Origin of the sequence: Streptomyces sp. NPDC090083 (genome assembly GCF_044747445.1) — a bacterium.
Classification (GTDB): Bacteria; Actinomycetota; Actinomycetes; order Streptomycetales; family Streptomycetaceae; genus Streptomyces.
The window spans coordinates 104,620-126,584 of the sequence record NZ_JBIVED010000014.1 but is presented as its reverse complement, the minus strand read 5'-3'; the positions used below and the strand labels follow the sequence as shown (position 1 = coordinate 126,584).

Below are 21,965 nucleotides of genomic sequence, written 5' to 3'. Positions count from 1 at the left end.
CCCGCACGCCTGGGGGCGCGTGCGGGGTGCCGGACCCGGGTTGGGTCAGCTGGTCGTCAGGGCCGTGTCGTCGATGACGAAGCTGGTCTGCAGGGAGGAGTCCTCGACGCCGCTGAACTTCAACGCCACGGTGGAGCCGGCGAAGGAGGACAGGTCGAAGGTCTTCTGCGTGTACCCGGTGGCCTTGTTGAGGTTGGAGTAGGTGGCCAGGGTGGTCGATCCGGCGGTGACCGTCAGCTTGTCGTACGCCGTGCTGGTGGTCGTCTCCGCCGAGTCGATGTGGAGATAGAAGGTGAGCGTCGCCTTGCAGCCGCTCGGCACCGCCACCGACTGGGACAGCGTGTCGGTGTGGGTCGAGCCGTAGCCGTCCAGCCAGGCGAAGTACGAGCCCGCGTGGGACGTCTGACCGCTCTCGTTGGTGATGACCCCGCTGGTCGCGGTCCAGGTCGTGTTGCCCGACTCGAAGCCCGCGTTGCCCAGCAGCTGCGTCGAGGTGCAGGTCCCTCCGCCGCCGCTGGAGCTCACGGTCCAGGTGAAGGACGCGGTGCCGGTCGCCCCGGTGCTGTCGGTGACGGTCACCGTGCTGCTGTAGGTGCCCGCGGTCGTCGGGGTGCCGGTGATGGCGCCCGTGGAGCTGCTGATCGACAGCCCGGTCGGCAGTCCGGTGGCGGCGTAGGTCAGCGAGCCGCTGTTGGTGGAGCTGGCCGAGACCTGGAGGCTCACGGCCGTGCCCACGGTCGAGGACTGGCTGCCCGGGTTGGTGACCGTGACGCCGCTGGTCGGCACTGTGATGTGGCTGCCGACGTTGATGCCGGCGAAGGCGTTGCCGACTCCCGCGTACTGGACGGAACTTGTGCCGTACAGCGCGGCCGCCGCGTTGAGGGCGGCGGTGCGGGCGCCCGCGTAGTTGGTGCTGGACGTCATGTACGTCGTCAGCGCCTTGTACCAGATCTGCAGGGCGGCGGCCCGGCCGATGCCCGCGACGGCGACACCGTCGGAGGTGCTGCTGGTGTAGGTCGTGCCGTTGATGACCTTGGTGCCGCTGCCCTCGGAGAGCAGGTAGAACATGTGGTTCGCCGGGCCCGAGGAGTAGTGGACGTCGAGGTTGCCGACGCCGGAGTACCAACTGTCCGCGGAGCTGCCGTCCTTGCTCGGCTTGTCCATGTACCGCAGCGGCGTGCCGTCGCCGTTGATGTTGATCTTCTCGCCGATGAGGTAGTCGCCGACGTCGGTGCTGTTGTTGGCGTAGAACTCGACGCCGGTGCCGAAGATGTCGGAGGTCGCCTCGTTCAACCCGCCTGATTCACCGGTGTAGTTGAGCCCGGCGGTGTTGGAGGTGACACCGTGGCTCATCTCGTGCCCGGCGACGTCCAGCGAGGTCAGCGCGTGGGTGCTGCCGCTGCCGTCGCCGTAGGTCATGCAGAAGCAGCTGTCGTCCCAGAAGGCGTTGACGTACGCCGTGCTGTAGTGGACGCGGGAGTACGCGGCGACACCGTCGTTCTTGATGCCGCTGCGGCCGAACGTGTTCTTGTAGAAGTCCCAGGTCATCTGCGCGCCGTAGGCCGCGTCCGCGCCGGCGGTCTGGGTGTTGGAGCCGGCGCCCGTTCCCCAGACGTCGTCCGCGTCGGTCATCAGCGTGCCGGTGCCCGACGTGCCGTTGTTCAGGCTGTACGTCTTGTGGCCGCCGCGCGTGGTGTCGTACAGCTGGTAGGTCGAGCCGGACAGCGTGGTGTTGAGCGTGACCGTGCCGCTGTACTGGGTGTTGCCGGTGCCGGTCTGGATGCCCTGGAAGCGCGAGAGCTCCTTGCCGGTGGTGGCGTCGGTGATGACGTGCAGCTGGCTCGGGGTGCCGTCGTCCTGGAACCCGCCGACGACCGTCTCCCAGGCGAGCTTCGGGGTGCCGTCGCCGGCCCAGATCACCTTCCGGGCGCTGTCGGTGCTCGGCGCCTTGGCGTCGAGGGCCTTCGCGGTCGTCAGGGCCTTGGTCTCGGCGGCCGACCTGGTGAGGGCCGGGGTGGTCGAGGGGACCGTGAGGGTGTGCTTGTTGTTGAAGGTGGCGCTGACGGTGCCGGTCGCCTCGGCGGCGGGCGGGGTGTGCACGACGAGGTCGCCGCCCAGGACCGGGAGACCGTCGTAGGTGCGCTCGTAGCGGGTGTGGACGGTGCCGTCGTTGTCCTTGACGACGTCCTTGACGACCAGCTTCTCCTTGGCACCGAGGCCGAGGGTGCGCGCGGTCGCCGTGCTGTTCTGTGTGGCGCTCTTCACCAGGGCGGAACGCTGGGCCGGGGTGAGTTTCGCCTCCAGGCTGCCGGTGAGCAGCGGACTCGGGTGGGGGGACGCGGGCTTCGCGGTCGCGGGCACCGACTGAATGCCTACGGCCAGGAAAGCGGCGGTGGAGACCAGGGCTCCGAGCGCCATCCGCTTGCGGGGAATGCGTCTCACTCGTACTCCTCCTGCGACGGCCGCGGGCGCGGCCGGTGACAGACCGGACAGCCGGGTCTGCTGTCCGGGAAGAGCTGAGCTGTGCGGGACCGGCTGAGCTTTGACCAATCCGTGAAGGATCCGTGGGGTAGCTGCGTGGAGAATGACAGTCTTGACCCGTCCATGTCACGCAGCTCCCGGCACTCAAGGGTTTTCCCTCTGTCCGGACCGGAGCGCACCCGACATGCGGCACGCGGAAAGCGGGGGGATGCTGGGAGGGCCAACGCACGTCCGAAGGAGGACAGCCATGTCGTTCATGGACAAGGTCAAGGGAATGCTGGGACAGCACCCCGACCAGGCCAAGAAGGGTGTCGACCGGGCGGGAGACATGATCGACGAACGCACCGGCGGCAAGCACGCCAAGCAGGTCGACATGGCGCAGGACAAGGCCAAGGGCTTCATCGACCGCGACAAGCCGCAACAGCCCTGACCGCCGCTGTCCCCGTATCGCCCGCACCGCGCACGACGTGCCCTCCCGAAACGGAGAGTTCATCGAGTGCTGACCTGAAAGGGTTGCGCACCCGGGCCACGATCCATACATACTCCCCCCACAAGAGGCCAGAACTCTGGGGGGAGTTGGCTCATGCTCGGCACGATCGACGGGTTCCGCTACGGTGCGGTGACCCCGGTGGCGGCCTATCTGATGGCCTGCCTGGGTGGGGCTCTGGGGCTGCGCTGCGTGGTGCGGTCCCTGCACAACAGACAGTCCTGGAAGGCGGGTTGGCTCGCGCTCGGCGCGACGTCGATCGGCAGCGGCATCTGGACGATGCACTTCATCGCGATGATCGGCTTCCAGGTCGAGGAGACCCGGATCGGCTACGACGTCGGCCTCACGCTGCTGAGTCTGGCCGTGGCGATCGTCATGGTCGGCATCGGCGTGTTCGCCGTGGGCTACCGGGGCGCCTCCGTCGGCACCCTCTCCACGGCCGGGATCGTCACCGGCCTCGGGGTCGCCGCGATGCACTATCTCGGCATGTCCGCCCTGAAGCTGAACGCCGACATCGAGTACCGGACGTCCACGGTCGTGCTCTCCGTGCTGATCGCGATCGTCGCCGCGACGGCGGCCCTGTGGGCGGCCGTCTCCATCCGGGGCTTCCTGCCGAGCCTGGGCGCCAGCCTGGTGATGGGCGTCGCGGTGTCCGGGATGCACTACACGGCCATGGCAGCCGTCAGCGTCCATCTGCACGGCGCCAGCGGCTCGTGGTCGGGCGACTCTCCCAACTCCCTTCTGCTGCCCATGCTGCTCGGCCCGGCCGTCTTCCTGCTGCTGGCCGGGGTCGTCGTGATGTTCGACCCGCTGCTGGTGATGGGCGAGGGCGACTGGGACCGCTCCTTCGCCCGCGGCCCCGTCACGCCGGACGCCGGCGGCGGACGGCCCGCCGCCCGCCCCGGCACCCTCTTCGACGCTCCGGAACGCCACGGGAGCCCGCCCGCCGCGCCGGGCGGCCGTCGCGCCCGGAAGCGCGACACCCGCACGAACCCCACCGCCTCGACGCCGTACGTCCCCCCGCGCCGCCCGGGTGAGTGGTGACCGACGCCGGAGGCCGTCAACCGACCTGAGCGGTCAGGCACACTGAGCGCCATGTCGCCCTGCGACGGCCTCAGTTGGGGGCGCCCGGCGGCACCCTCGGCAGGGGGTCGACCCGGACCGACCCCGCGTCGGCGAGGAACGCACGGATCAACTCCCCCGCCTCCCTGGCCTGTTCGTCGCCCTGACAGCGCAGCTCCGTCCCCAGCCGTCGTACGGCGGCGCGCAGGGACATGCGGACCGGCGCGTGGAGCGCGGTGTCGTCGAGCAGGGTCAGCAGATGGTTCAGCAGGGTCCAGTCCGCCGCGTGCTGCACGGCCGTCCCGCCGGGAAGATCGGCCGGCACCGGGTCGGTGCGGCGCCAGGTGGCGGTGAGGAGCGCGTCGACGAGGTCGCCGACGCCGGGGATCCCGGGGTCGGCGGCGTGCTGCCAGGCCACCCGGTTGAGCCGGGCCGGGTCCAGCAGGTGTTCCGTGACCAGTGCGGTCGCGACCCGTACGGCCTCGAAGGGGTCGAAGATCCGCCCGGCGCCCGTGTCGAGGTACTGCTCCGTCCGGCCGTAGCGGATCGCGGGCGGGGTGAGCGTGTCCAACACCGTGCGGGGCAGGGCCAGTTGCTCGGCCCGCAGGAGTTCGGCGAGGCGGGTCAGTGCCGTGTGCTGGGTGGCCGCGTCGACGGGCCGCGCGCCCTGGCCGTCCTCGCCCGCGAGGCCGTACGCGTAGCGCACGCCGCCCACCAGCCGGGCCGCGGCGGTCACCTCGTGGCGGTGCAGGAGGTGCACCAGGACGGCGCGTTCCTCCAGTTCGCCGGTCTGCCGGTCGGGCGGCAGCACTCCCCGGGAGAAGCCGTCCAGGGCGATACGGCGGACCCGCAGGACGGTCTCCAGCGCCTGGAGGGCGTCGGCCCCGGTCACCCAGGTCACGGCGTCGGCGTGCGCGGCGCCGGGGCCCTGGGCGTCCTCGTCGGAGAGGTAGATCAGGCCCGACTCGGCCGCCTCGCGGCGCAGTTCGGCCAGCGCGCGCTCCTCGTCCCCCGCGTCGAAGCGGCCGTAGGCGTGCGCGACCAGGACATGGTCCCACGGCCCGAGTCCCGTGCCGTACGCGGCGGTCAGGTCGAGGCCGCCCTCCTCGGTGACGCGGATCCGGGCGTGCGGGTAGTCCATGACGGACGGCTCGGGGTGTCCCGTACTGGCGAAGTTGTGCATGAACCCGAGCGCGTGCCCGATCTCGTGCGCGGCGAGCTGGCGGAGCCGGGCGAGCACCAACTCCTCGACGGCGGCGAGACGTTCGGCCTCGTCGGGGCGACCGTAGGGGGCGAGAAGGGACTCGCCCAGGGCGCGGACCTGTTCGACGCGCTGCGAGCCGAGACGTACCCGGGCGTGCAGGATCTCGCCGGTGCGCGGGTCGGTCAGGCCCTGGCCGAGGGACCAGCCGCGGCCCGCCCGGTGCACCCAGACCACGCCGTTGACGTCGGGGTCGTAGGGGTCGAAGCCGGAGCCGCCGGGCTCGACGCGGTAGGCATCGGGGAGGCCGATGGCCGCGAAGGCCCGCTGCCACCAGTTGCCGCCCTCGACCACCGCCGAGCGGAAGGGTTCGGGGACGGCCGGGTCGATGTGGAAGACGATCGGGGCGCCGCCGGGTTCCGCTCGGAAGCGGGGCTGGATCCTGACCTGGGTGCTCGCCCGGCCCACGAGTGCGTGGTCGGCGTAGCCGATGCCGTAGCCGCCCGAGGCGGGATGGTAGCGGCGTACGGGCAGCGGGGAGGCCGGGAGGCGCAGCAGGGTCAGCTGCTGGACGACGGTGATGGCGCGCGGGTCGCCCGCGACGGCCCGGACCGCGGGGCCCCGGCCGGGCCCGCGGAAGGTGAGCAGCGCGGGCAGCCGGACGGCGGTGGGGCCGGTGCGGCTGTCGGCGACGAGCGGGAGACTCGCGGACGCGTCGATCGTGTGGTCGCCCTGCTCGCGGTCGTGCAGATGCTCGGCGATCAGGTCGTGGTCGGCGAGGACGAGTCCGGTGGCGTCGACGACCGCCGCGCCGTTCTCCTCGCGCAGCACGGGCGCGCTCCACACCACGGACAGCGCGAACGACTCCTCGCCGGCCCGAACGGCGGCCGGGTCGCCCGAGGTCAGGAAGTGCTTGTTGCGGACGGCGAGCAGCACGCGGTCGCCGACCCTGCGGAACTGCGCGAGCGAGGTCCGGCCCGCCTTGCCCCGGTCCAGCCAGAGGTCGCTGGAGCCCAGGCCCTGGGAGAGGGAGACGGCGAGGAGGAAGGGTTCGTCGAAGTGGCGGATGCCCAACAGCAGCCGGTCCGAACGGAGTTCGGGGTCGGGGACGAGATCGATGAAGTCGGCTTCGCCGGGCATGCGGGGGCCTTTCGGTTGAGCAACGTCGAGTTGATGTTGCCAGGCCCCTGCCGGTCGTGACGCGTGGGCTCGTTGTTACGGTGCACCGGTGTCTGAATCCTCACGCGATACCGCCGAAGGCGCCGGCTGGGGCACCGCGGAGCGCGGCGCCTACCAGCAGCTCATGCCGTCCCACGTCGAGAAGGTGTCGTGGCTGAATCCGAGGACCCTGTGGGCCGCGCGCAACGGTGTGCTGGCGTCCTGGTTCGGCGATCCGACCGGCGACACCCGCGGCCGCTGGGTGGCGCAGCGGGAGGCGGCCGGAGCGCCCGCCGACAAGGTGATCCGGCGCGGCGGTCCGGACACCTTCTCCTTCATGGTCATCGGTGACACGGGCGAGGGCGACGACCCTCAGTACGCGGTCGTGCCGGGCTTTCTGAAGGTGAGTCAGGGGACGGACTTCGCGGTCGTCGCCAGTGACGTGATCTATCCGGTGGGCACCGCGGACGACTACGAGACGAAGTTCTTCCGTCCCTACCAGGCCTATCCGGCGCCGATCTACGCGATACCCGGCAACCACGACTGGTACGAGGGCCTCGGTGGCTTCATGCGCGTCTTCTGCGACGACGCGCCCGCGCTGCCCGCGCCGAAGGCACCGCGTCCACTGACCCGTGCCTGGTGGCGTGCGCTGCTGTGGCACCACCCGCGTCCGTCCGACGGCGAACAGCTGGACAAGGCACGGCAGTTGCGCTCCTCGCCGGACCAACAGGCCGTGCAGCCGGGCCCGTACTGGGCGATCGACGCGGGGCCGGTGCGCATCATCGGTATCGACACCGGGCTGTTGGGCACGATCGACGCCGAACAGGGCGCCTGGCTGCGCGAGGTGGCGCAGGGGCCGACGCCGAAGATCCTCATCACCGGTTCGCCGCTCTACGTGGACGGCGAGCACCACCCGTGCGCCATCGAGGGCGGTGGCACGGTCGACGACATCGTCAGCGACCCGGCCCACCACTTCGTCGCCGCGATCGGCGGCGACATCCACAACTACCAGCGCTACCCGGTGCGGTTGGCGGACGGCCGGACCTTGCAGTACGTGGTCTCGGGCGGCGGCGGCGCGTTCATGCACGCGACGCACACCGTGCCGCGCGTCGACATCGGACACGTCACCGAGCAGGACTTCCGCTGCTACCCGCTGCGCGGCGACTCCCTCGCCTTCTACAGCAGGCTCTACGGCCGCCGGCTGCGGCTGCGCCGCTTCTTCGCCCTCAGCGAGGCCGAGGCGTCGGCCGTGATCTGCGAGCGCCTCGGCATCCCGCCGACCCGCACCCCGGGCCCGCCCGTCCGCATCACCCGGCGCATGCGCCTCGTCGCGAGCCTGCTGGGCGCCGGGAGCCGCCCCGACCGCCGCGCACGGTTCCGCCTCCCGGTGCGCAAGATCTACACCCAGCTCTTCTCGCCCAGTTCTGTGACGTACAGCCCGCCGTTCTTCAAGTGCTTCCTCCGCCTGGACGTCACCCCGGACGCGATCCGGCTGCGCTGCTTCGCGGCCACCGGCAACCGCGCCCAGGAGATCGAGCCGCCGGTCGAGGACGAGATCACCATCCCGCTGAACTGATCACACGCCCGCAACACTCACCTGCCACAATCGGGACAGAACTGACGTACGACCGCCGGAGGAGCCCGTGCCGCCCACCTCACGCCCGCTGCGGAAGCTGGGCTTCCTCACGATCGGCCTGTTCGACGAGGCCGATCCGCGCCGGGGCCACGAGTCGACGCTGGAGATCATCGAACTCGGCGAGCGGCTCGGCTTCGACAGCGCCTGGCTGCGCCACCGCCATCTCCAGTACGGCATCTCCTCCCCCGTCGCGGTCATGGCGGCGGCCTCGCAGCGCACCAGCCGGATCGAGCTGGGCACGGCGGTGATCCCGCTCGGCTGGGAGAACCCGCTGCGGCTCGCGGAGGACCTCGCGACCGTCGACATCCTCTCCGGCGGCCGGGTCAACCCGGGTGTCAGCGTGGGCCCGCCGATGCACTTCGACCAGCTCAAGGAGGCGCTGTACCCCGACACGGCCGACGTCGAGGACTTCGGCTACGAACGGGTGCGCCGCCTGCTCGACTTCGTGCGCGGCAAACCGGCCACGGACTTCAGCGGGGTCGAGGGCTTCGAGGTGTTCTCCGACCGTGTGCAGCCCCACTCCCCCGGCCTCGGCCGTCGGCTCTGGTACGGCGGCGGCAGCGCGGGCTCGGCGAAGTGGGCCGGCGAGCACGGCATGAACTTCCTGACGAGCAGCGTCGTCAAGGCCGAAGGGCCGGACGAGTCACGGGACTTCGCGGAGATCCAGCTCTCCCACATCCGTACGTTCCGCGCCCACCACCCGGACGGCGAGGCAGCCCGTGTCTCACAGGGCCTGGTGGTCATCCCGACCGATTCCGCGTCGCCCGAACAGCGCGCGAAGTACGGGGAGTTCGCCCGCAAGCGCACTCCCCGTACGACGACACCTCAGGGCCCGGCCCGGCTGATGTTCGCGCCGGACCTCGTCGGCACCTCGGCGGAGATCGCCGAACTCCTGCACGCGCACGCCGCGTTCAGGGAGATCGACGAGGTGGCGTTCGCGCTGCCGTTCACCTTCGGCCACGAGGACTACGTGCAGATCCTGACGGACATGGCGACGAAGCTGGGACCGGCGCTGGGGTGGCGGCCGGCCGCCTGACCGGACTCACCAGCGGCCCTGCTCCGTACCGACGATCGGGTCCGACGGCTTGCCGTCCACGCCGACCGGTATGTCGCCGGTGAGCATCACCCGGTGCATGGTGCGCGGGAAGCCGAGGTGGGCGTTGTCGCTGGGGGCGAGGTGGATGGTGGCCCGGTTGTCCCAGAAGGCCACGCTGCCCGGCTCCCAGCGGAACCGCACCGTGTACTCGGGCCGGGTGGCCTGGGCCAGCAGCATCTCCAGGATCGCCACGCTCTCCGCACGGGAGACGCCGGTGATCCGCTCCAGGTAGTAGCCGTTGACGAACAGCACCCGCTCCCCCGTCTCGGGGTGCACCCGGACCAGCGGATGCACGGAGGCCACCTGGTGGTCCAGGAGGTGGCGGACGTAGGCGTCGTCGCCGGGGCGTGGCTGATAGCCGACGCCGAGCCGGTGCTCGGCCCGCAGTCCGTCGACGAACTCCCGTACCGGCTGCGAGAGTCCGGCGTACGCGGCGGCCAGGTTCGACCAGGTGGTGTCGCCCCCGTAGGGCGGGACGGTCTCCGCGCGGAGGATCGTCGCGGCGGGCGGGTCGACGCGGGCGCCGTGGTCGCAGTGCCAGCCGCGCAGCAGGGTGTGCCTGCGCCGCTCCAGCCACTCCTCGTGCTCCATGCCGAACCGGCCGCCCAACTCCAGCCGGTCCGCGGTCGTTTCGACCTCCGGGAAGCCGGCCGGTGACGCGCTGCCGCGGCGCCCGAGCACGACCGGTTCGCCGAAGCGGCGCGCGAACGCCACCTGCCCGGCGTGGTCGAGGCGCTGCTCGCGGAAGAACACGACCTTCCAGCGCAGCACCGCCGCCCGGACAGCGGCCACCACGGCGTCGTCGAGTTCTCCGGCCAGGTCGACACCGGTGATCTCCGCCCCGATGTGCCCGGCGGCGGGCTTCACCTCCATGCCGTCCACCCGCACCGCCTCGTCCGTCGTACCGCTGTCCGTCGTCATGCTCACTCCGTCGTCGTACGTGCCCGGCCGGTCGTCCGCACCGGGGCCTCCCCAGCGGTCGTACCCAGGTCGTACGGGTTCCAAGGAAGATCGTGTCAGTGATCACCGCGCGGGGCGACAGGGGTTCCGGTCACCCATACTGGGTGTACCGCACACTCAAGGGAAGGTCCGACCGTGATCAGCACCCCGACGCACACGCTCAACGACGGTACGAAGATCCCCGCCATCGGCCTGGGCACCTGGCCGATGGACGACGCGACGGCGGAGGAGGCCGTCGACGGCGCGTTGCGCATGGGCTACCGCCTGGTGGACACGGCGACGAACTACCGCAACGAGACGGGTGTCGGCCGGGGCATCGCCCGCAGCGGTGTGCCGCGCGAGGAGATCGTCGTGACGACGAAGCTGCCGGGCCGCCATCACGGCTACGAGGAGACCCTCGCGTCGTTCGAGGAGTCCCGGGCGCGGCTCGGCGTCGAGTACGTGGACCTGTATCTGATCCACTGGCCGCTGCCCCGCGTCGGCAGGTTCGTCGATTCCTGGAAGGCGATGATCAAGCTCCGTGAGGAGGGTCTCGTCCGGTCGATCGGGGTCTCGAACTTCACGCCCGGTCACATCGAGCGGCTGGAGAAGGAGACCGGCGTCCTGCCGTCCGTCAACCAGATCGAGCTGCACCCGCTGTTCCCGCAGGACGAGCTGCGCGCCTTCGGCGCAGAGAAGGGTGTTCTCACCGAGAGCTGGAGCCCGCTCGGGCGCGGTTCCGAGCTGCTGGACGACCCCGCCGTCGTGACCGTCGCGGAGGCGTTCGGGGTGACGCCGGGCCAGGTGGTGCTGCGCTGGCACACGCAGCTCGGGGCGGTCCCGATCCCCAAGTCGGCGGACCCCGGCAGGCAGCGCGCGAACCTCGACATCTTCGGCTTCGAGCTGGGCCCGGCCCAACTGGCCGCGATCTCCGGCCACACGCCGAAGCGGCTGGGCGGGGACCCGGAGACGCACGAGGAGTTCTGAGTGGTCCGGGGCTCCCGGATGTCCGGGAGCCGGCAGGCGAGGTGACCGGTCAGTCCGGTGGCGGGAGTGGCTGTTCCGCCCAAATGGTCTTGCCGCTGCCGGTCTGCCGGCTGCCCCAGCGCTGGGTGAGCTGGGCGACGAGGAGGAGTCCGCGTCCGCCTTCGTCGTAGGCGTGGGCGCGGCGCAGGTGCGGTGAGGTGGAACTGGCGTCGGAGACCTCGCAGATGAGGGCGCGGTCGCGGATCAGCCGGAGCTGGATGGGTGGTTCGCCGTAGCGGATGGCGTTGGTGACCAGTTCGCTGACGACGAGTTCGGTGACGAAGGCCTCCTCGTCCAGTCCCCAGGCGGTGAGTTGCTCGGTGGCGGCCTGGCGGGCCCCGGCCACGTGTGCGGGGTCCGGCTCGATGTCCCAGGTGGCGACCCGGTCGGCGCCGAGCGCCCGGGTGCGGACCAGCAGGAGGGCCACGTCGTCGCTGGGCTCCGTCGGCATCACGGCCTTCAGCACCGCGTCGCACAGCGCGTCCAGCGACTCGGCGGGGGTGAGCAGCGCATGGCACAACGCGTCGGTGGCGTGGTCGACGTCGCGTTCGCGGTCCTCGATGAGACCGTCCGTGTACAGGGCCACGGTGGCGCCCTCGGGCAGCTCCAACTCGACTGATTCGAAAGGGATTCCGCCGACGCCGAGCGGCGCTCCCGCGACGATGGGGACGAGGCTCGCGGTGCCGCCGGGCAGGACGACGGCGGGCGGTGGATGTCCGGCGGCGGCCATGGTGAGGCGGCGCGAGACCGGGTCGTAGACCGCGTAGAGGCAGGTGGCGCCGAGTTCGGCGACCTCGTCGGCGGTGTCGTCGGCCGCGAGGTGGGTGACCAGGTCGTCGAGGTGGGTGAGGAGTTCGTCGGGCGGCAGGTCCACGTCGGCGAGGGTGCGGACGGCCGTGCAGAGGCGGCCCATGGTCGCCGAGGAGGTGATGCCGTGTCCGACGACGTCGCCGACGACCAGGCCGACCCGGCTGCCGGAGAGCGGGATCACGTCGAACCAGTCGCCGCCGATGCCCGCGAGGGACCCGGAGGGCAGATAGCGGTGGGCCACCTCGACGGCCGCCTGTCCGGGCAAGTCCCTGGGAAGCAGGCTGTGTTGGAGGGCGAGTGCGGTGGAGCGCTCGCGGGCGAAGCGGCGCCCGTTGTCGATGCAGACGGCGGCGCGGCTGGCGAGTTCCTCGGCGAACAGGGCGTCGTCGGCGGCGTAGTCGTCCGGGTGGGTGATGCGGACGCCGACCGCGACGCCGAGGGTGGTGCCCCGTGCGCGCAGCGGCACCGCGAGCATCGAGTGGACGCCCTCGCGGTGCGAACGACCTTCCGGGGAGCGGGCGTTGCGGTCCGCGACCCAGCGGACGAAGTCGGGTTCGCCCGCCTGGCTGCGCACCGCCCGTCCCTCGCGCAGGGCACGCGCGGGAGGTGAGAACGGCGGGTAGTGGTCCGCGTCCCCCAGCCGTACGGCGGCCTCGGGGATGCCCTCGGTGGGTGAGCCGTGCGCGACGCGGCGCAGCACCACGTCGCCGTCCAGGTGGTGCGGCGGTTCGTCAGCGCCGAGCACCCAGGGCAGCAGGTCCACGCTGGCGAAGTCGGCGTAGCGCGGGACCAGGAGTGCGACGAGTTCCTCGGCGGTGCGGACCACGTCGAGGGTGGTGCCGATGCGGGCGGCGGCCTCGTTCAGGAGGGCCAGCCGCTGCTGGGCGAGGTACTGCTCGGTGCTGTCGAACGCCGCGAGGCCGACCCCGGTCACCTCTCCGGAGTCGCCCTTGAGGGGCCACATCTCGATGCTCCAGGCGTGCTCCCGGTTCAGCGCCGGGGCGCCCGCCCAGCTGTCGTAGCGGACCGGTCTGCCGGTCTCGGTGACCGTGCGCAGGTTGCGCAGGAAGCCCCGGCTGTGTTCGGCGTCCTCGACGCTCTCGGGGAAGTACCGGCCGACGAGGGCGTCCTCGGAGACTCCCATCACGCGGCAGGCGACGTCGTTGAGGCGAACGTAGCGCTGCCCGGTGTCGAAGACGGAAAGGGACATCGACGCCTGCTGGAAGGCCTGCTCGGCGATCGTGGGTGCGGCGGGGGGTTCGACGGTGAGGACGTAGCCGTCCGGGGTGCCGTCCGGGCCGAGGATCTCGCAGGCCCGGACGGTGAGCGGGAGCGGGGTGCCGTCCCGGTGCCGCAGGACGACGGGTCCGGTCAGCGCGGCGACGGCCGTGGTGGAGAGGGGTTCGGCGAGGAGTGCCGCGACCGGCCGGCCCACGGCTTCGCCGGCCGGGTATCCCGTCAGGGTCCGGGCACCCTCGCTCCACCCCGTCACGATGCCGCGGGCGCTGATGACCGCCGCGGCGGAGGCCTGCTCCATGTCGTCCAGGATGATCCCTGTACCGCGCCGCAACAACCGCGGTACGGCATTGGTGGCTCCCGCGTCACTTCCGGTGGGTGCGGAGCGCGGCGAGGGCCCGGTCGGCGTGGGTGTTCATCCGCAGTTCGCTGGAGACGACCTCCAGGATCGTGCGGTCCTCGCCGATGACGAACGTGACCCGCTTGGTGGGCGCGAGCGAGAAGCCGCGCTTGACGCCGAACCGCTCCCGGATCGCGCCGTCGGCGTCCGAGAGCAGGGGCATGCCCAGGGTGTGCTTCCCGGCGAACTCCTGCTGCTTGTCGACGCTGTCGCCGCTGATCCCGACGGGTCGCGCGCCGACGGCCGCGAACTCGGCGGCCAGATCACGGAAGTGGCAGGCCTCGGCGGTGCAGCCGGCGGTCATCGCGGCCGGGTAGAAGAACAGCACCACCGGCCCTTCGGCGAGCAGTCCGTCGAGGCTGCGTTCCGCGCCGGTCTCGTCCGGCAGCGTGAAGTCCTCGACCTTGTCACCGACACCCAGGCGTCCTGTCATGACCGTCCTTCTCCATTCTTCGCGACACTACGGGCCCACAGTACGAGGGGAATCTGCAGCGGCAGCCGCCCGTAGGCCGCCGCCTTCTGCGGGGCCGGACGATTCCGCCAGTCCAGCGCCATCCGCGCGTTGGCCGGGAACACGCCGACGAAGAAGCCCGCGGCGGCCAGCGCGGCCGTGCGCCGGGTGCGCGGCACGGCGATCCCGGCGGCCAGCGCCAGTTCCACGACCCCGCTCGCGTACGTCCAGGTCCGGGGCGGCCCCGGCAGGGAGCGCGGGATGATCGCGTCGAACTGCTTCGGCGAGGCGAAGTGGGCGACCCCGGCGGTCGCCAGCAGACCGGCGAGCAGCAGTGACGAGCGTTCGGACCGTGGCACGGTTCCTCCTCTGGTGGCCTGCCGCGCGATGTTACTCCACGGTAAGCGGGCGTGGTGACGGCGGCTCTCCTTTTTCGGTCTGACCTTTGATATGTTTCGCAGCCGGAACCGGAGAAGGGTCCCGCCCATGGACTTTGAGCTGACCGAGGACCAGGAAACGATCCGCTCGTCCGTCGCCGGACTGCTGCGCGACTACGGCGACGAGTACTGGATGGCCAAGGACCAGGCGCACGAGTTCCCGACGGAGTTCTACGACACCGTCGCGGGCGGCGGCTGGCTCGGCATCACCATCCCGGAGGAGTACGGCGGCCACGGCCTCGGCATCACCGAGGCCAGCCTGCTCCTGGAGGAGGTGGCCCGCTCGGGCGGCGGGATGAACGCGGCCAGCGCGATCCACCTGTCCATCTTCGGCATGCATCCGGTGGTGGTCCACGGCTCCGAGGAGCTGAAGCGGCGCACCCTCCCGCGCGTCGCCGACGGCGACCTGCACGTCTGTTTCGGCGTCACCGAACCGGGCGCGGGCCTCGACACCGCGAGCATCACGACGTACGCCCGCCGGGACGGCGACCACTACGTCGTCAACGGCCGCAAGGTGTGGATCTCCAAGGCGGTGGAGTCGGAGAAGGTCCTGCTGCTGACCCGCACCAGCAGGGCGGACGAGGTCGCCAGGAAGACCGACGGCATGACCCTGTTCCTCACCGACATCGACCGCGACCGCATCGACGTCCGCCCGATCCCGAAGATGGGCCGCAACGCCGTCACCTCGAACGAACTCTTCATCGACGACCTGCGCGTCCCGGTCGAGGACCGCGTCGGCGAGGAGGGCCAGGGCTTCCGCTACCTCCTCGACGGCCTCAACCCGGAACGCATGCTCATCGCGGCCGAAGCCCTCGGCATCGGCCGCGCCTCGCTCGACAAGGCCGTCCGCTACGGCAGGGAGCGCGTCGTCTTCGGCCGCCCGATCGGCATGAACCAGGCCGTCCAGTTCCCGCTCGCGGACTCCCTGGCCCGCCTCGACGCGGCGGAACTCGTGCTCCGCAAGGCGACCTGGCTCTACGACCACGGGAGGCCCTGCGGGCGGGAGGCGAACACCGCCAAGTACCTGTGCGCCGACGCCGGGTTCACGGCCGCCGACCGGGCCCTGCAGACCCACGGAGGCATGGGCTACGCCGAGGAGTACGGCGTGGCCCGCTACTTCCGCGAGGCCCGCCTCATGCGCATCGCACCGATCAGCCAGGAAATGATCCTGAACTACCTGGGATCACACACGCTGGGACTCCCGAGGAGCTACTGAATGACCGACAGCACAGGGCTGTTCGACCTCACGGGCCGCTCGGCACTGGTCACCGGCGCGGGCGGCGGCATCGGTTCCGCCGTCGCCGAGGCGCTGGCGCGCGCGGGAGCCGCGGTACTGGTGACCGACGTCGACGGATCGGCCGCCGCGGCCGTCGCCGGGAAGATGAAGACGGCGGGTCTCACGGCGGACAGCGCGTCCCTCGACGTACGGGACCGGTCCGCCGCCGACGCCGCGGTGGCCCGCGCGGCGGCGCTCGCCGACGGCACGCTGCACATCCTGGTCAACAACGCCGGTGTCATCGCCCCCGCCATGTTCGACAAGCTGGAGGAGGAGGCGTTCCGCCGCGTCCTCGACATCCATGTGATGGGCAGCTTCCACTGCGCGCAGGCCGCGCTGCCGTTCCTCCCGGACGACGGCAGGGGGCGGATCATCAACGTCACCTCGTCGGCGGGCCTGGTCGGCACGCTCGGGCAGGTCAACTACTCGGCCGCCAAGGCGGGCGTCATCGGCCTGACGAAGTCCCTGGCCCGCGAACTGGCACGGCGGCGCGTCCTGGTCAACGCCCTCGCCCCGCTGGCGGCGACCCCCATGACGGAGACGATCCGCACCCACGAGAAGTTCTCCGCCCAGATGCTCGCCCGCATTCCGCTGGGCCGCTGGGCCGAGCCGGCGGAGATCGCGGGCAGCTTCGTGTTCCTCGCCTCCGACGCGGCCTCCTTCATCACGGGGCAGGTGCTGCCGGTGGACGGCGGGATGGTGATGTGAGGGGCGGGGCGCGGGGCGCACGGGACGGTGGCGTGACAGCCGCCGTACGAGCCGCGCGGGACGGTGAAGTGACAGGCGCCGCGCCCGCTGTGTTGAATGGTTCAGCCAAAGAGGCCGAGGAGCGCGGCCTTCGACGAGAGGGCTGAACCTGTGCAGAGCGCCGAGCACCCGTCCCGCACCGCCCGGGGGCGCGCCGCGGCCGGTGAACCCCGGCCGCGCTTCGACACGCTCACCGTCCCCAAGGCCTCGGACGTCCTCGCGGGCGAGGTGCGCGAGCGGATTCTCTCCGGGGAGTTCACGGAGGGCACCGCGCTGCCGCCGGAGCGCCAGCTGGTCGAGCAGACGGGGCTGAGCCGGGCCACGGTGCGCGAGGCGCTGCGCATCCTTGAGGTCGAACGCCTCCTGGAGATCCGGCCGGGGCGCGGCGGCGGGGCCTTCGTGCACCGGCCGGGCCGCGAATCCCTCGCGAACACCGTGCGGTTGGTGATCCGGGGCCAGCGCATCCGGCTGGAGGACCTGCACGAGACCCGGGAGGCGATCGAGCCCGCGTGCGCGGCGCTCGCGGCGCGGCGCCGCACGGACGCCGACCTGGCGGAGCTGGAGGACGCCCACGCGGACCTCGTCGCGGCGGACGAGGACATCCAGCGCTTCCTGCGCGCCAACATCCGCTGGCACAACGCGGTGGCGCGGGCCGGGGAGAACGAGCTTCTCATCGGGTTCATGAGCGCTCTCTCGCAGTCGATCCACGCGGCCACCGACATCGAGCAGTTCATGGACGCGGGCATCCGCGACCTCACCGCCCGGGCCCACGCCCGCATCACCGAGGCCATCCGGGACGGCGACAGCGAGGCGGCGATGCGCCGGATGACCCGCCATGTGTGCGGCTTCGCGCGGGCCGCCGCGGAGGTCGACCGACGGGACGGCGTGGATCTCACCGGTCCGGAGAGCTGATTGCTTCAAGAATGAGAATGTGATTCTCTTTCTCGTGCAACACCATTGACAGTATCGGTCTGACCTTTCATACCATCGCGGTATGAGCGAGGTGAGTCCCGTGCTGACCGTGGCCGCCGACGGAGACGTCCGCATCGTCACCCTGAACCGCCCGGACCGGCTGAACGGCGTGTCCGAGGAACTGCACCGCCGCCTGTCGGAGGTGTGGCGCGAACTCGCCGACGACACGAAGGCGCGGGCCGTCGTCCTGACGGGCGCGGGCCGCGCGTTCAGCGCGGGCGGCGACTTCGACCATCTCCTGCGCCACCACACCGACCCGGAGCTGCGGGAGCGGTCCATCCGCCTCGACCGCACCATCCAGACCGAGATGATCCGCTTCCCGCTGCCGGTGGTCGCCGCCGTCAACGGCCCGGCGGTGGGCCTGGGGTGCAGCCTCGCCCTGGCCTGCGATCTCGTACTGATCGCCGACGACGCCTACATCGCGGACCCGCATGTGTCGGTGGGCCTGGTGGCCGGTGACGGCGGAGTCACTCTCTGGCCGTTGCTGACAAGCCTGTTGAGGGTCAAGGAGTACCTCTTCACCGGCGACCGCATCCCCGCCGCCACGGCGGTCGAACTCGGCCTCGCCAACCGCACGGTCCCGCCCGACGACCTGATGCGCGAGGCCCTCGCCCTGGCCCACCGGCTCGCGGCGCAGCCCGCCGAGGCCCTCCGCGCCACGAAACTGGCACTCGCCACACTGGTCGAGCAGGTGTCGCGCGGCGCGATGGAAGCGGCGCTGATGGCGGAACGGGCCACGATGACCAGCCCGGACCACATCCGCGCCCTCACCGGACTCGCGTCCCGCGCCGAACGGCGCGCCCGCCCCTCCGAGGAGAACTGAGCGTGGACCGCGAGGAGTTCGTCCTGGTCCGCGACATGGTGCGCTCCCTGGCCACCCGCTTCGGCGTGACCTCGGCGGACGAGGTGAAGCCGTCGACCCGGTCGGCGGCTCAACAGGCCCTGGAAGAGCTGGGCTTGACCGGTCTACGGCGCACCTCGCCCCCGGCGGCGACCGCGCAGGAGTGCGCGCTGCTCGCCGAGGAGCACGGCCGCCGGCCGCTCACCACGTCCCTGCTCGGCACGGTCCTGCTGGCCCCCGAGCTGCTCCGCCTGCTCGGCACCGACGCCCTGGGATCGACCCCGACCGTCGCACTCACCCCTGAACTCCGCTTCCCGGCACGGACGTCGGCCGCTCTCGTCGCCTGGGACTGCGAGGGAGCCGACAGCGCGCTCTGCGTCACCGCCGACGGAGCGGTCACCCTGGTGGAGATGGGCCCGCCCGCACCGAGCACGGACCTCGTTCGCTCGGTGCGCTCGGTGCCCCCTGTCGGCCCCGCGCAGGTCATAGGACACCTCACTCCGGCGGACCAACTCCGCTGGCAGGCCTACGCACTGGTCGTCGTGGCGGCCGAACTCGTCGGCGCGGCCCGCTCACTGGTCGAGCAGAGCGTCGAATACGCCAGCGTCCGCCACCAGTACGGACGGCCGATCGGCTCCTTCCAGGCCGTCCAGCATCTCCTGGCGGACGCCACGGTCCTGGTCGAGGCGTGCGCCGGCGTCACGCGCTACGCGGCCTGGTGTCTGGACAACGAGCCCCCGGAGCGGGCCCTGACGACGGCACGGGCAGCGAAGGCGGAGGTCAACTCCTCGGCGCTGGAGGCGGTTCATGCCGCCATGCAGGTCTTCGGCGGGATCGCCCAGACCTGGGAGCACGTCGCGCACCTGTATCTGCGCAAGGTGCGCCTGGGGTCGACGCTGCTCGCCGCGACGTCCGACCTGCTGCCCGCGCTGGCCATGCCGGAGGCGACGCGATGACCGACACCCCGCTCGACTTCGGCGACCCGGCCGATCTGGACCGGCTGCGGCGGGAGTTCCGCGCCTGGCTGGCCGAACACCCGCTTCCCGAACGGCAGTCGGGTGAACCGGTCCCGGTCTTCCTGCACCGCTGGCACCGGCTGCTGCACTCGGGCGGCTGGGTCGGACTCGACGTCCCGGAGCGGTACGGCGGCCGGGGCCTGACCGCGCTGCACCAGGTCGCCGTCAGCGACGAACTGGGCGCCTGCCGCGCCCCGGGCGTCCCCCGGATCGGCTATCTCGCCCACGCATTGCTGGAGTTCGGCTCGGAGGAGCAGCGACTCCGTTTCCTGCCGCGGATGCTGGCGGGCGACGAGGTGTGGTGCCAGGGCTTCAGCGAGCCGGGGGCCGGCTCCGATCTGGCGGGCATGAGCACCTTCGCCGCGCGGCACGACGGCCACTACGTCGTGCGCGGCCAGAAACTCTGGACGAGCTACGCCCAGTACTCCGGCCTGTGCCTGCTGCTGGCCCGGACCGATCGCACGGCACCGGCCCACACGTCGATCTCCGCGTTCGTCCTGCCCCTGGACCGCCCCGGGGTGACGGTACGACCGCTGCGCGCGGCCAACGGCGACGACGAGTTCTGCGAGCTGTTCCTGGACGACGTCCGCGTCGAGGAGTCCGAGCGCATCGGCGCCGAGGGCGTCGGCTGGGCGCTGGCGATGACCACGGTGTCGTACGAGCGGAACGCCCTCGACACCGGGCACATCTCGAAGTACGGGATTCTCGTCGAGCGGCTCCGGCGCCACGCCGCCGAGCAGCGAGGCAGCCTGCCCGACGGGCTGCTGTCGCGGATCGGTCGGTGCGTCGTGGACTACGAGGTGCTGGTCGCGCACGCCCGCCGCCGTACCGCCGAGCGTCTCGCCGGGCAGGTCGCGGGACCGGAGTCGTCCGTGGACAAACTGCTGATGACGCGCACCGAACAGCGGCTCCACGAAACGGCACTTGAGGTGTTTCCGGGCGAACTGGCCCGGGACGGCAGCGAGTTGTTCGGCGACTACCTCTACTCCCGTGCGGCCTCCGTCTACGGCGGCACCTCCCAGATCCAGCGGAACATCATCGCCAAACGGATCCTGCATCTGCCCTCGAACGGTTAGCCCTGGAGCCGACTGATGCGCCACGACGACGAATTCCTGAGCATTCCGAACGTCATCAGGCTGGCCGCCCGGCGCTTCGGGGACGCTACCGCGCTCATCGACGGGGACCGCCGGTGGACGTTCCGGCAGGTCGAGGAGCGGATGGTCGACGCGGTCCGCGCCACCCTGGCGCTCGGCGTCGAACCGGGCGACCGGGTCGGGCTGTGCGCCCCCAACTCGGCGGAGTGGATCTTCGCCGCGCTGGGCATCCACGGCGCCGGGGCGATCCTCGTGCCGCTCAACACACGGTTCAAGGCGCGCGAGCTCTCGTACATCCTGCGCACGTCGGAGGCGGCGGCCGTGTTCGCCTCGCCCTTCCTGGGCCACGACTACATCGGCGAGCTGCGGGAGGCCGATCCGGGGCTGCCCGCTCTCCGGAAGACGGTGTCCGTCCTCGGCCCGCGGGGAGCCGCCGCACTGACCTGGAGCGGATTTCTCGCCGCGGGAGAAGGCGTGCCGCCGTCCGCCGCCCATGCGTCGATCGACCGTCTGACCCCGGACCACGTGGCCGACGTGATGTTCACGTCCGGCACGACCGGCCACCCGAAGGGCGTGATGCTCAGCCACGGCCAGTCCCTGCGCACCTACGGCTGGATGGCGGAGGAGTACACCTTCGGGGCTTCCGACACCTTCCTGGTGATCCCGCCCTTCTTCCACTGCTTCGGCTACAAGGCGGGCTGGCTGGCCTCCCTGATGCACGGCGTGACCGTGATCCCGATGCCCGTCTTCGACGCGGGGCGTGCCCTGGACCTGATCGCCCGGGAACGGGTGAGCATCCTCCTCGGGCCGCCGACCATCTTCCACGACCTCGTCCACCACCCGGACCGCCGGGCACACGACCTGTCGTCGCTGCGGGTCTCCATGACCGGCGGCACCACAGTCCCGGAACCCCTGATCCGCGCCATGAGGACGGACCTGGGATTCGACATCGTGATGAGCGCCTACGGCCTCACCGAGTCGACGGCGCTGGTGACCACGACACGGGTCGGCGACTCCGAGGAGACCGTCGCCCGCACCACCGGAAGCCCCATTCCCGGTGTGCGGGTACGCGTCGTCGCCGCCGACGGCCTGGACGTCCCGACCGGTCTCGACGGCGAGATCCTCGTCCGCGGCCACAACGTCACTCGGGGCTACTGGGACGACCCCGACGCCACCGCCGCGACGATCGACGCCGAGGGCTGGCTGCACACCGGGGACATCGGCCGGCTCGACGACGACGGCAGGCTCGCCGTCGTCGACCGCAAGAAGGAGATGTACATCGTGGGCGGCTTCAACGCCTATCCGGCGGAGATAGAGAAGCTGCTCCTCGACTGCGAGAACGTTCAGCAGGTCGCGGTGATCGGCGTGCCCGACGAACGCCTCGGCGAGGTCGGCTGCGCCTTCGTGGTCGCGTCGCCCGAGCGCACGCCGACCGAGACCGAGGTCATCGCCTGGGCCCGCGAGCGCATGGCCAACTTCAAGGTCCCCCGGCACGTCCGCTTCGTCGGCAGTCTCCCGCGCAACGCGAGCCAGAAGGTGCTGAAGGACGAACTCCGGGCCCGGTTCACGGCCGCGACCCGAGACGCCACGATCTGAGAT

The 21,965-nt window shown here is 71.4% G+C and carries 18 protein-coding genes; 12 read left to right on the top strand and 6 right to left on the bottom strand.

What is annotated here, in order from left to right:
- Positions 1–45: 45 nt before the first annotated feature.
- Positions 46–2,418, bottom strand: coding sequence for a M4 family metallopeptidase (locus tag ACIPTO_RS36625; RefSeq protein ID WP_401199476.1), 2,373 nt, complete (start codon positions 2,416–2,418; stop codon positions 46–48).
- Between the two features lie 310 nt (positions 2,419–2,728).
- On the opposite strand from ACIPTO_RS36625, the gene ACIPTO_RS36620 reads away from it, so the two are divergent.
- Both ACIPTO_RS36620 and ACIPTO_RS36615 read left to right on the top strand, forming a co-directional pair.
- Complete coding sequence (locus ACIPTO_RS36620; protein ID WP_366315568.1) at positions 2,729–2,911, top strand: antitoxin; 183 nt, start codon at positions 2,729–2,731, stop codon at positions 2,909–2,911.
- A 153-nt stretch (positions 2,912–3,064) separates the two neighbouring features.
- Positions 3,065–4,012 carry an MHYT domain-containing protein gene (locus ACIPTO_RS36615; protein ID WP_401199289.1) on the top strand — a complete coding sequence of 316 codons (948 nt, stop codon included), beginning with the start codon at positions 3,065–3,067 and terminating at the stop codon, positions 4,010–4,012.
- 70 nt (positions 4,013–4,082) lie between these two features.
- On the opposite strand, the gene ACIPTO_RS36610 is transcribed toward ACIPTO_RS36615, so the two are convergent.
- Positions 4,083–6,371, bottom strand: coding sequence for a zinc-dependent metalloprotease (locus ACIPTO_RS36610; protein WP_401199287.1), 2,289 nt, complete (start codon positions 6,369–6,371; stop codon positions 4,083–4,085).
- A gap of 88 nt (positions 6,372–6,459) precedes the next feature.
- On the opposite strand from ACIPTO_RS36610, the gene ACIPTO_RS36605 reads away from it, so the two are divergent.
- Together ACIPTO_RS36605 and ACIPTO_RS36600 are read left to right on the top strand one after the other, a co-directional pair.
- On the top strand, positions 6,460–7,965 hold the full coding sequence (locus ACIPTO_RS36605; RefSeq protein WP_366315574.1) for a metallophosphoesterase: 1,506 nt from the start codon (positions 6,460–6,462) through the stop codon (positions 7,963–7,965).
- 67 nt (positions 7,966–8,032) lie between these two features.
- On the top strand, positions 8,033–9,061 hold the full coding sequence (locus tag ACIPTO_RS36600) for an LLM class flavin-dependent oxidoreductase (protein WP_401199285.1): 1,029 nt from the start codon (positions 8,033–8,035) through the stop codon (positions 9,059–9,061).
- A gap of 6 nt (positions 9,062–9,067) precedes the next feature.
- On the opposite strand, the gene ACIPTO_RS36595 is transcribed toward ACIPTO_RS36600, so the two are convergent.
- Positions 9,068–10,042, bottom strand: coding sequence for a TauD/TfdA dioxygenase family protein (locus tag ACIPTO_RS36595; protein WP_401199283.1), 975 nt, complete (start codon positions 10,040–10,042; stop codon positions 9,068–9,070).
- Positions 10,043–10,216: 174 nt separating this feature from the next.
- Here ACIPTO_RS36595 and ACIPTO_RS36590 point away from each other — a divergent pair, with 174 nt between their 5' ends.
- Positions 10,217–11,047, top strand: a complete 831-nt coding sequence (locus ACIPTO_RS36590) for an aldo/keto reductase (RefSeq protein ID WP_401199281.1) — start codon at positions 10,217–10,219, stop codon at positions 11,045–11,047.
- A gap of 49 nt (positions 11,048–11,096) precedes the next feature.
- Here the strand turns inward: ACIPTO_RS36590 and ACIPTO_RS36585 are convergent, their stop codons facing one another.
- The 3 genes from ACIPTO_RS36585 to ACIPTO_RS36575 all read right to left on the bottom strand — a co-directional run bounded on the left by ACIPTO_RS36585 (position 11,097) and on the right by ACIPTO_RS36575 (position 14,342).
- A complete protein-coding gene (locus tag ACIPTO_RS36585) occupies positions 11,097–13,433 on the bottom strand; it encodes a SpoIIE family protein phosphatase (protein ID WP_401199279.1) in 2,337 nt (778 codons plus the stop codon).
- Between the two features lie 64 nt (positions 13,434–13,497).
- Positions 13,498–13,965, bottom strand: coding sequence for a peroxiredoxin (locus ACIPTO_RS36580; protein WP_366315584.1), 468 nt, complete (start codon positions 13,963–13,965; stop codon positions 13,498–13,500).
- Entirely contained in the window at positions 13,962–14,342 is a 381-nt protein-coding gene (locus ACIPTO_RS36575; RefSeq protein WP_401199277.1) for a DoxX family protein, read from the bottom strand. Before ACIPTO_RS36575 ends, ACIPTO_RS36580 begins: the two co-directional genes overlap by 4 nt.
- 127 nt (positions 14,343–14,469) lie before the next feature.
- On the opposite strand from ACIPTO_RS36575, the gene ACIPTO_RS36570 reads away from it, so the two are divergent.
- From ACIPTO_RS36570 to ACIPTO_RS36540, 7 genes are all read left to right on the top strand, one after another.
- The gene (locus ACIPTO_RS36570; protein ID WP_401199275.1) at positions 14,470–15,636 is read left to right on the top strand and encodes an acyl-CoA dehydrogenase family protein; all 1,167 of its coding nucleotides are present in this window, start codon (positions 14,470–14,472) and stop codon (positions 15,634–15,636) included.
- Positions 15,637–16,404, top strand: coding sequence for an SDR family NAD(P)-dependent oxidoreductase (locus ACIPTO_RS36565; protein WP_401199273.1), 768 nt, complete (start codon positions 15,637–15,639; stop codon positions 16,402–16,404).
- Between the two features lie 150 nt (positions 16,405–16,554).
- A complete protein-coding gene (locus tag ACIPTO_RS36560; protein ID WP_401199271.1) occupies positions 16,555–17,355 on the top strand; it encodes a FadR/GntR family transcriptional regulator in 801 nt (266 codons plus the stop codon).
- 82 nt (positions 17,356–17,437) lie between these two features.
- Positions 17,438–18,238 (top strand): enoyl-CoA hydratase/isomerase family protein, encoded by an 801-nt coding sequence (locus tag ACIPTO_RS36555; RefSeq protein ID WP_401199269.1) that lies wholly within the window; start codon positions 17,438–17,440, stop codon positions 18,236–18,238.
- Positions 18,239–18,240: 2 nt separating this feature from the next.
- Positions 18,241–19,212, top strand: coding sequence for an acyl-CoA dehydrogenase family protein (locus tag ACIPTO_RS36550; protein ID WP_401199267.1), 972 nt, complete (start codon positions 18,241–18,243; stop codon positions 19,210–19,212).
- Entirely contained in the window at positions 19,209–20,348 is a 1,140-nt protein-coding gene (locus ACIPTO_RS36545) for an acyl-CoA dehydrogenase family protein (protein WP_401199265.1), read from the top strand. The genes ACIPTO_RS36550 and ACIPTO_RS36545 overlap by 4 nt, the downstream gene beginning before the upstream one ends.
- Positions 20,349–20,363: 15 nt before the next feature.
- On the top strand, positions 20,364–21,962 hold the full coding sequence (locus ACIPTO_RS36540; protein ID WP_401199263.1) for a FadD3 family acyl-CoA ligase: 1,599 nt from the start codon (positions 20,364–20,366) through the stop codon (positions 21,960–21,962).
- Positions 21,963–21,965 lie beyond the last annotated feature (3 nt).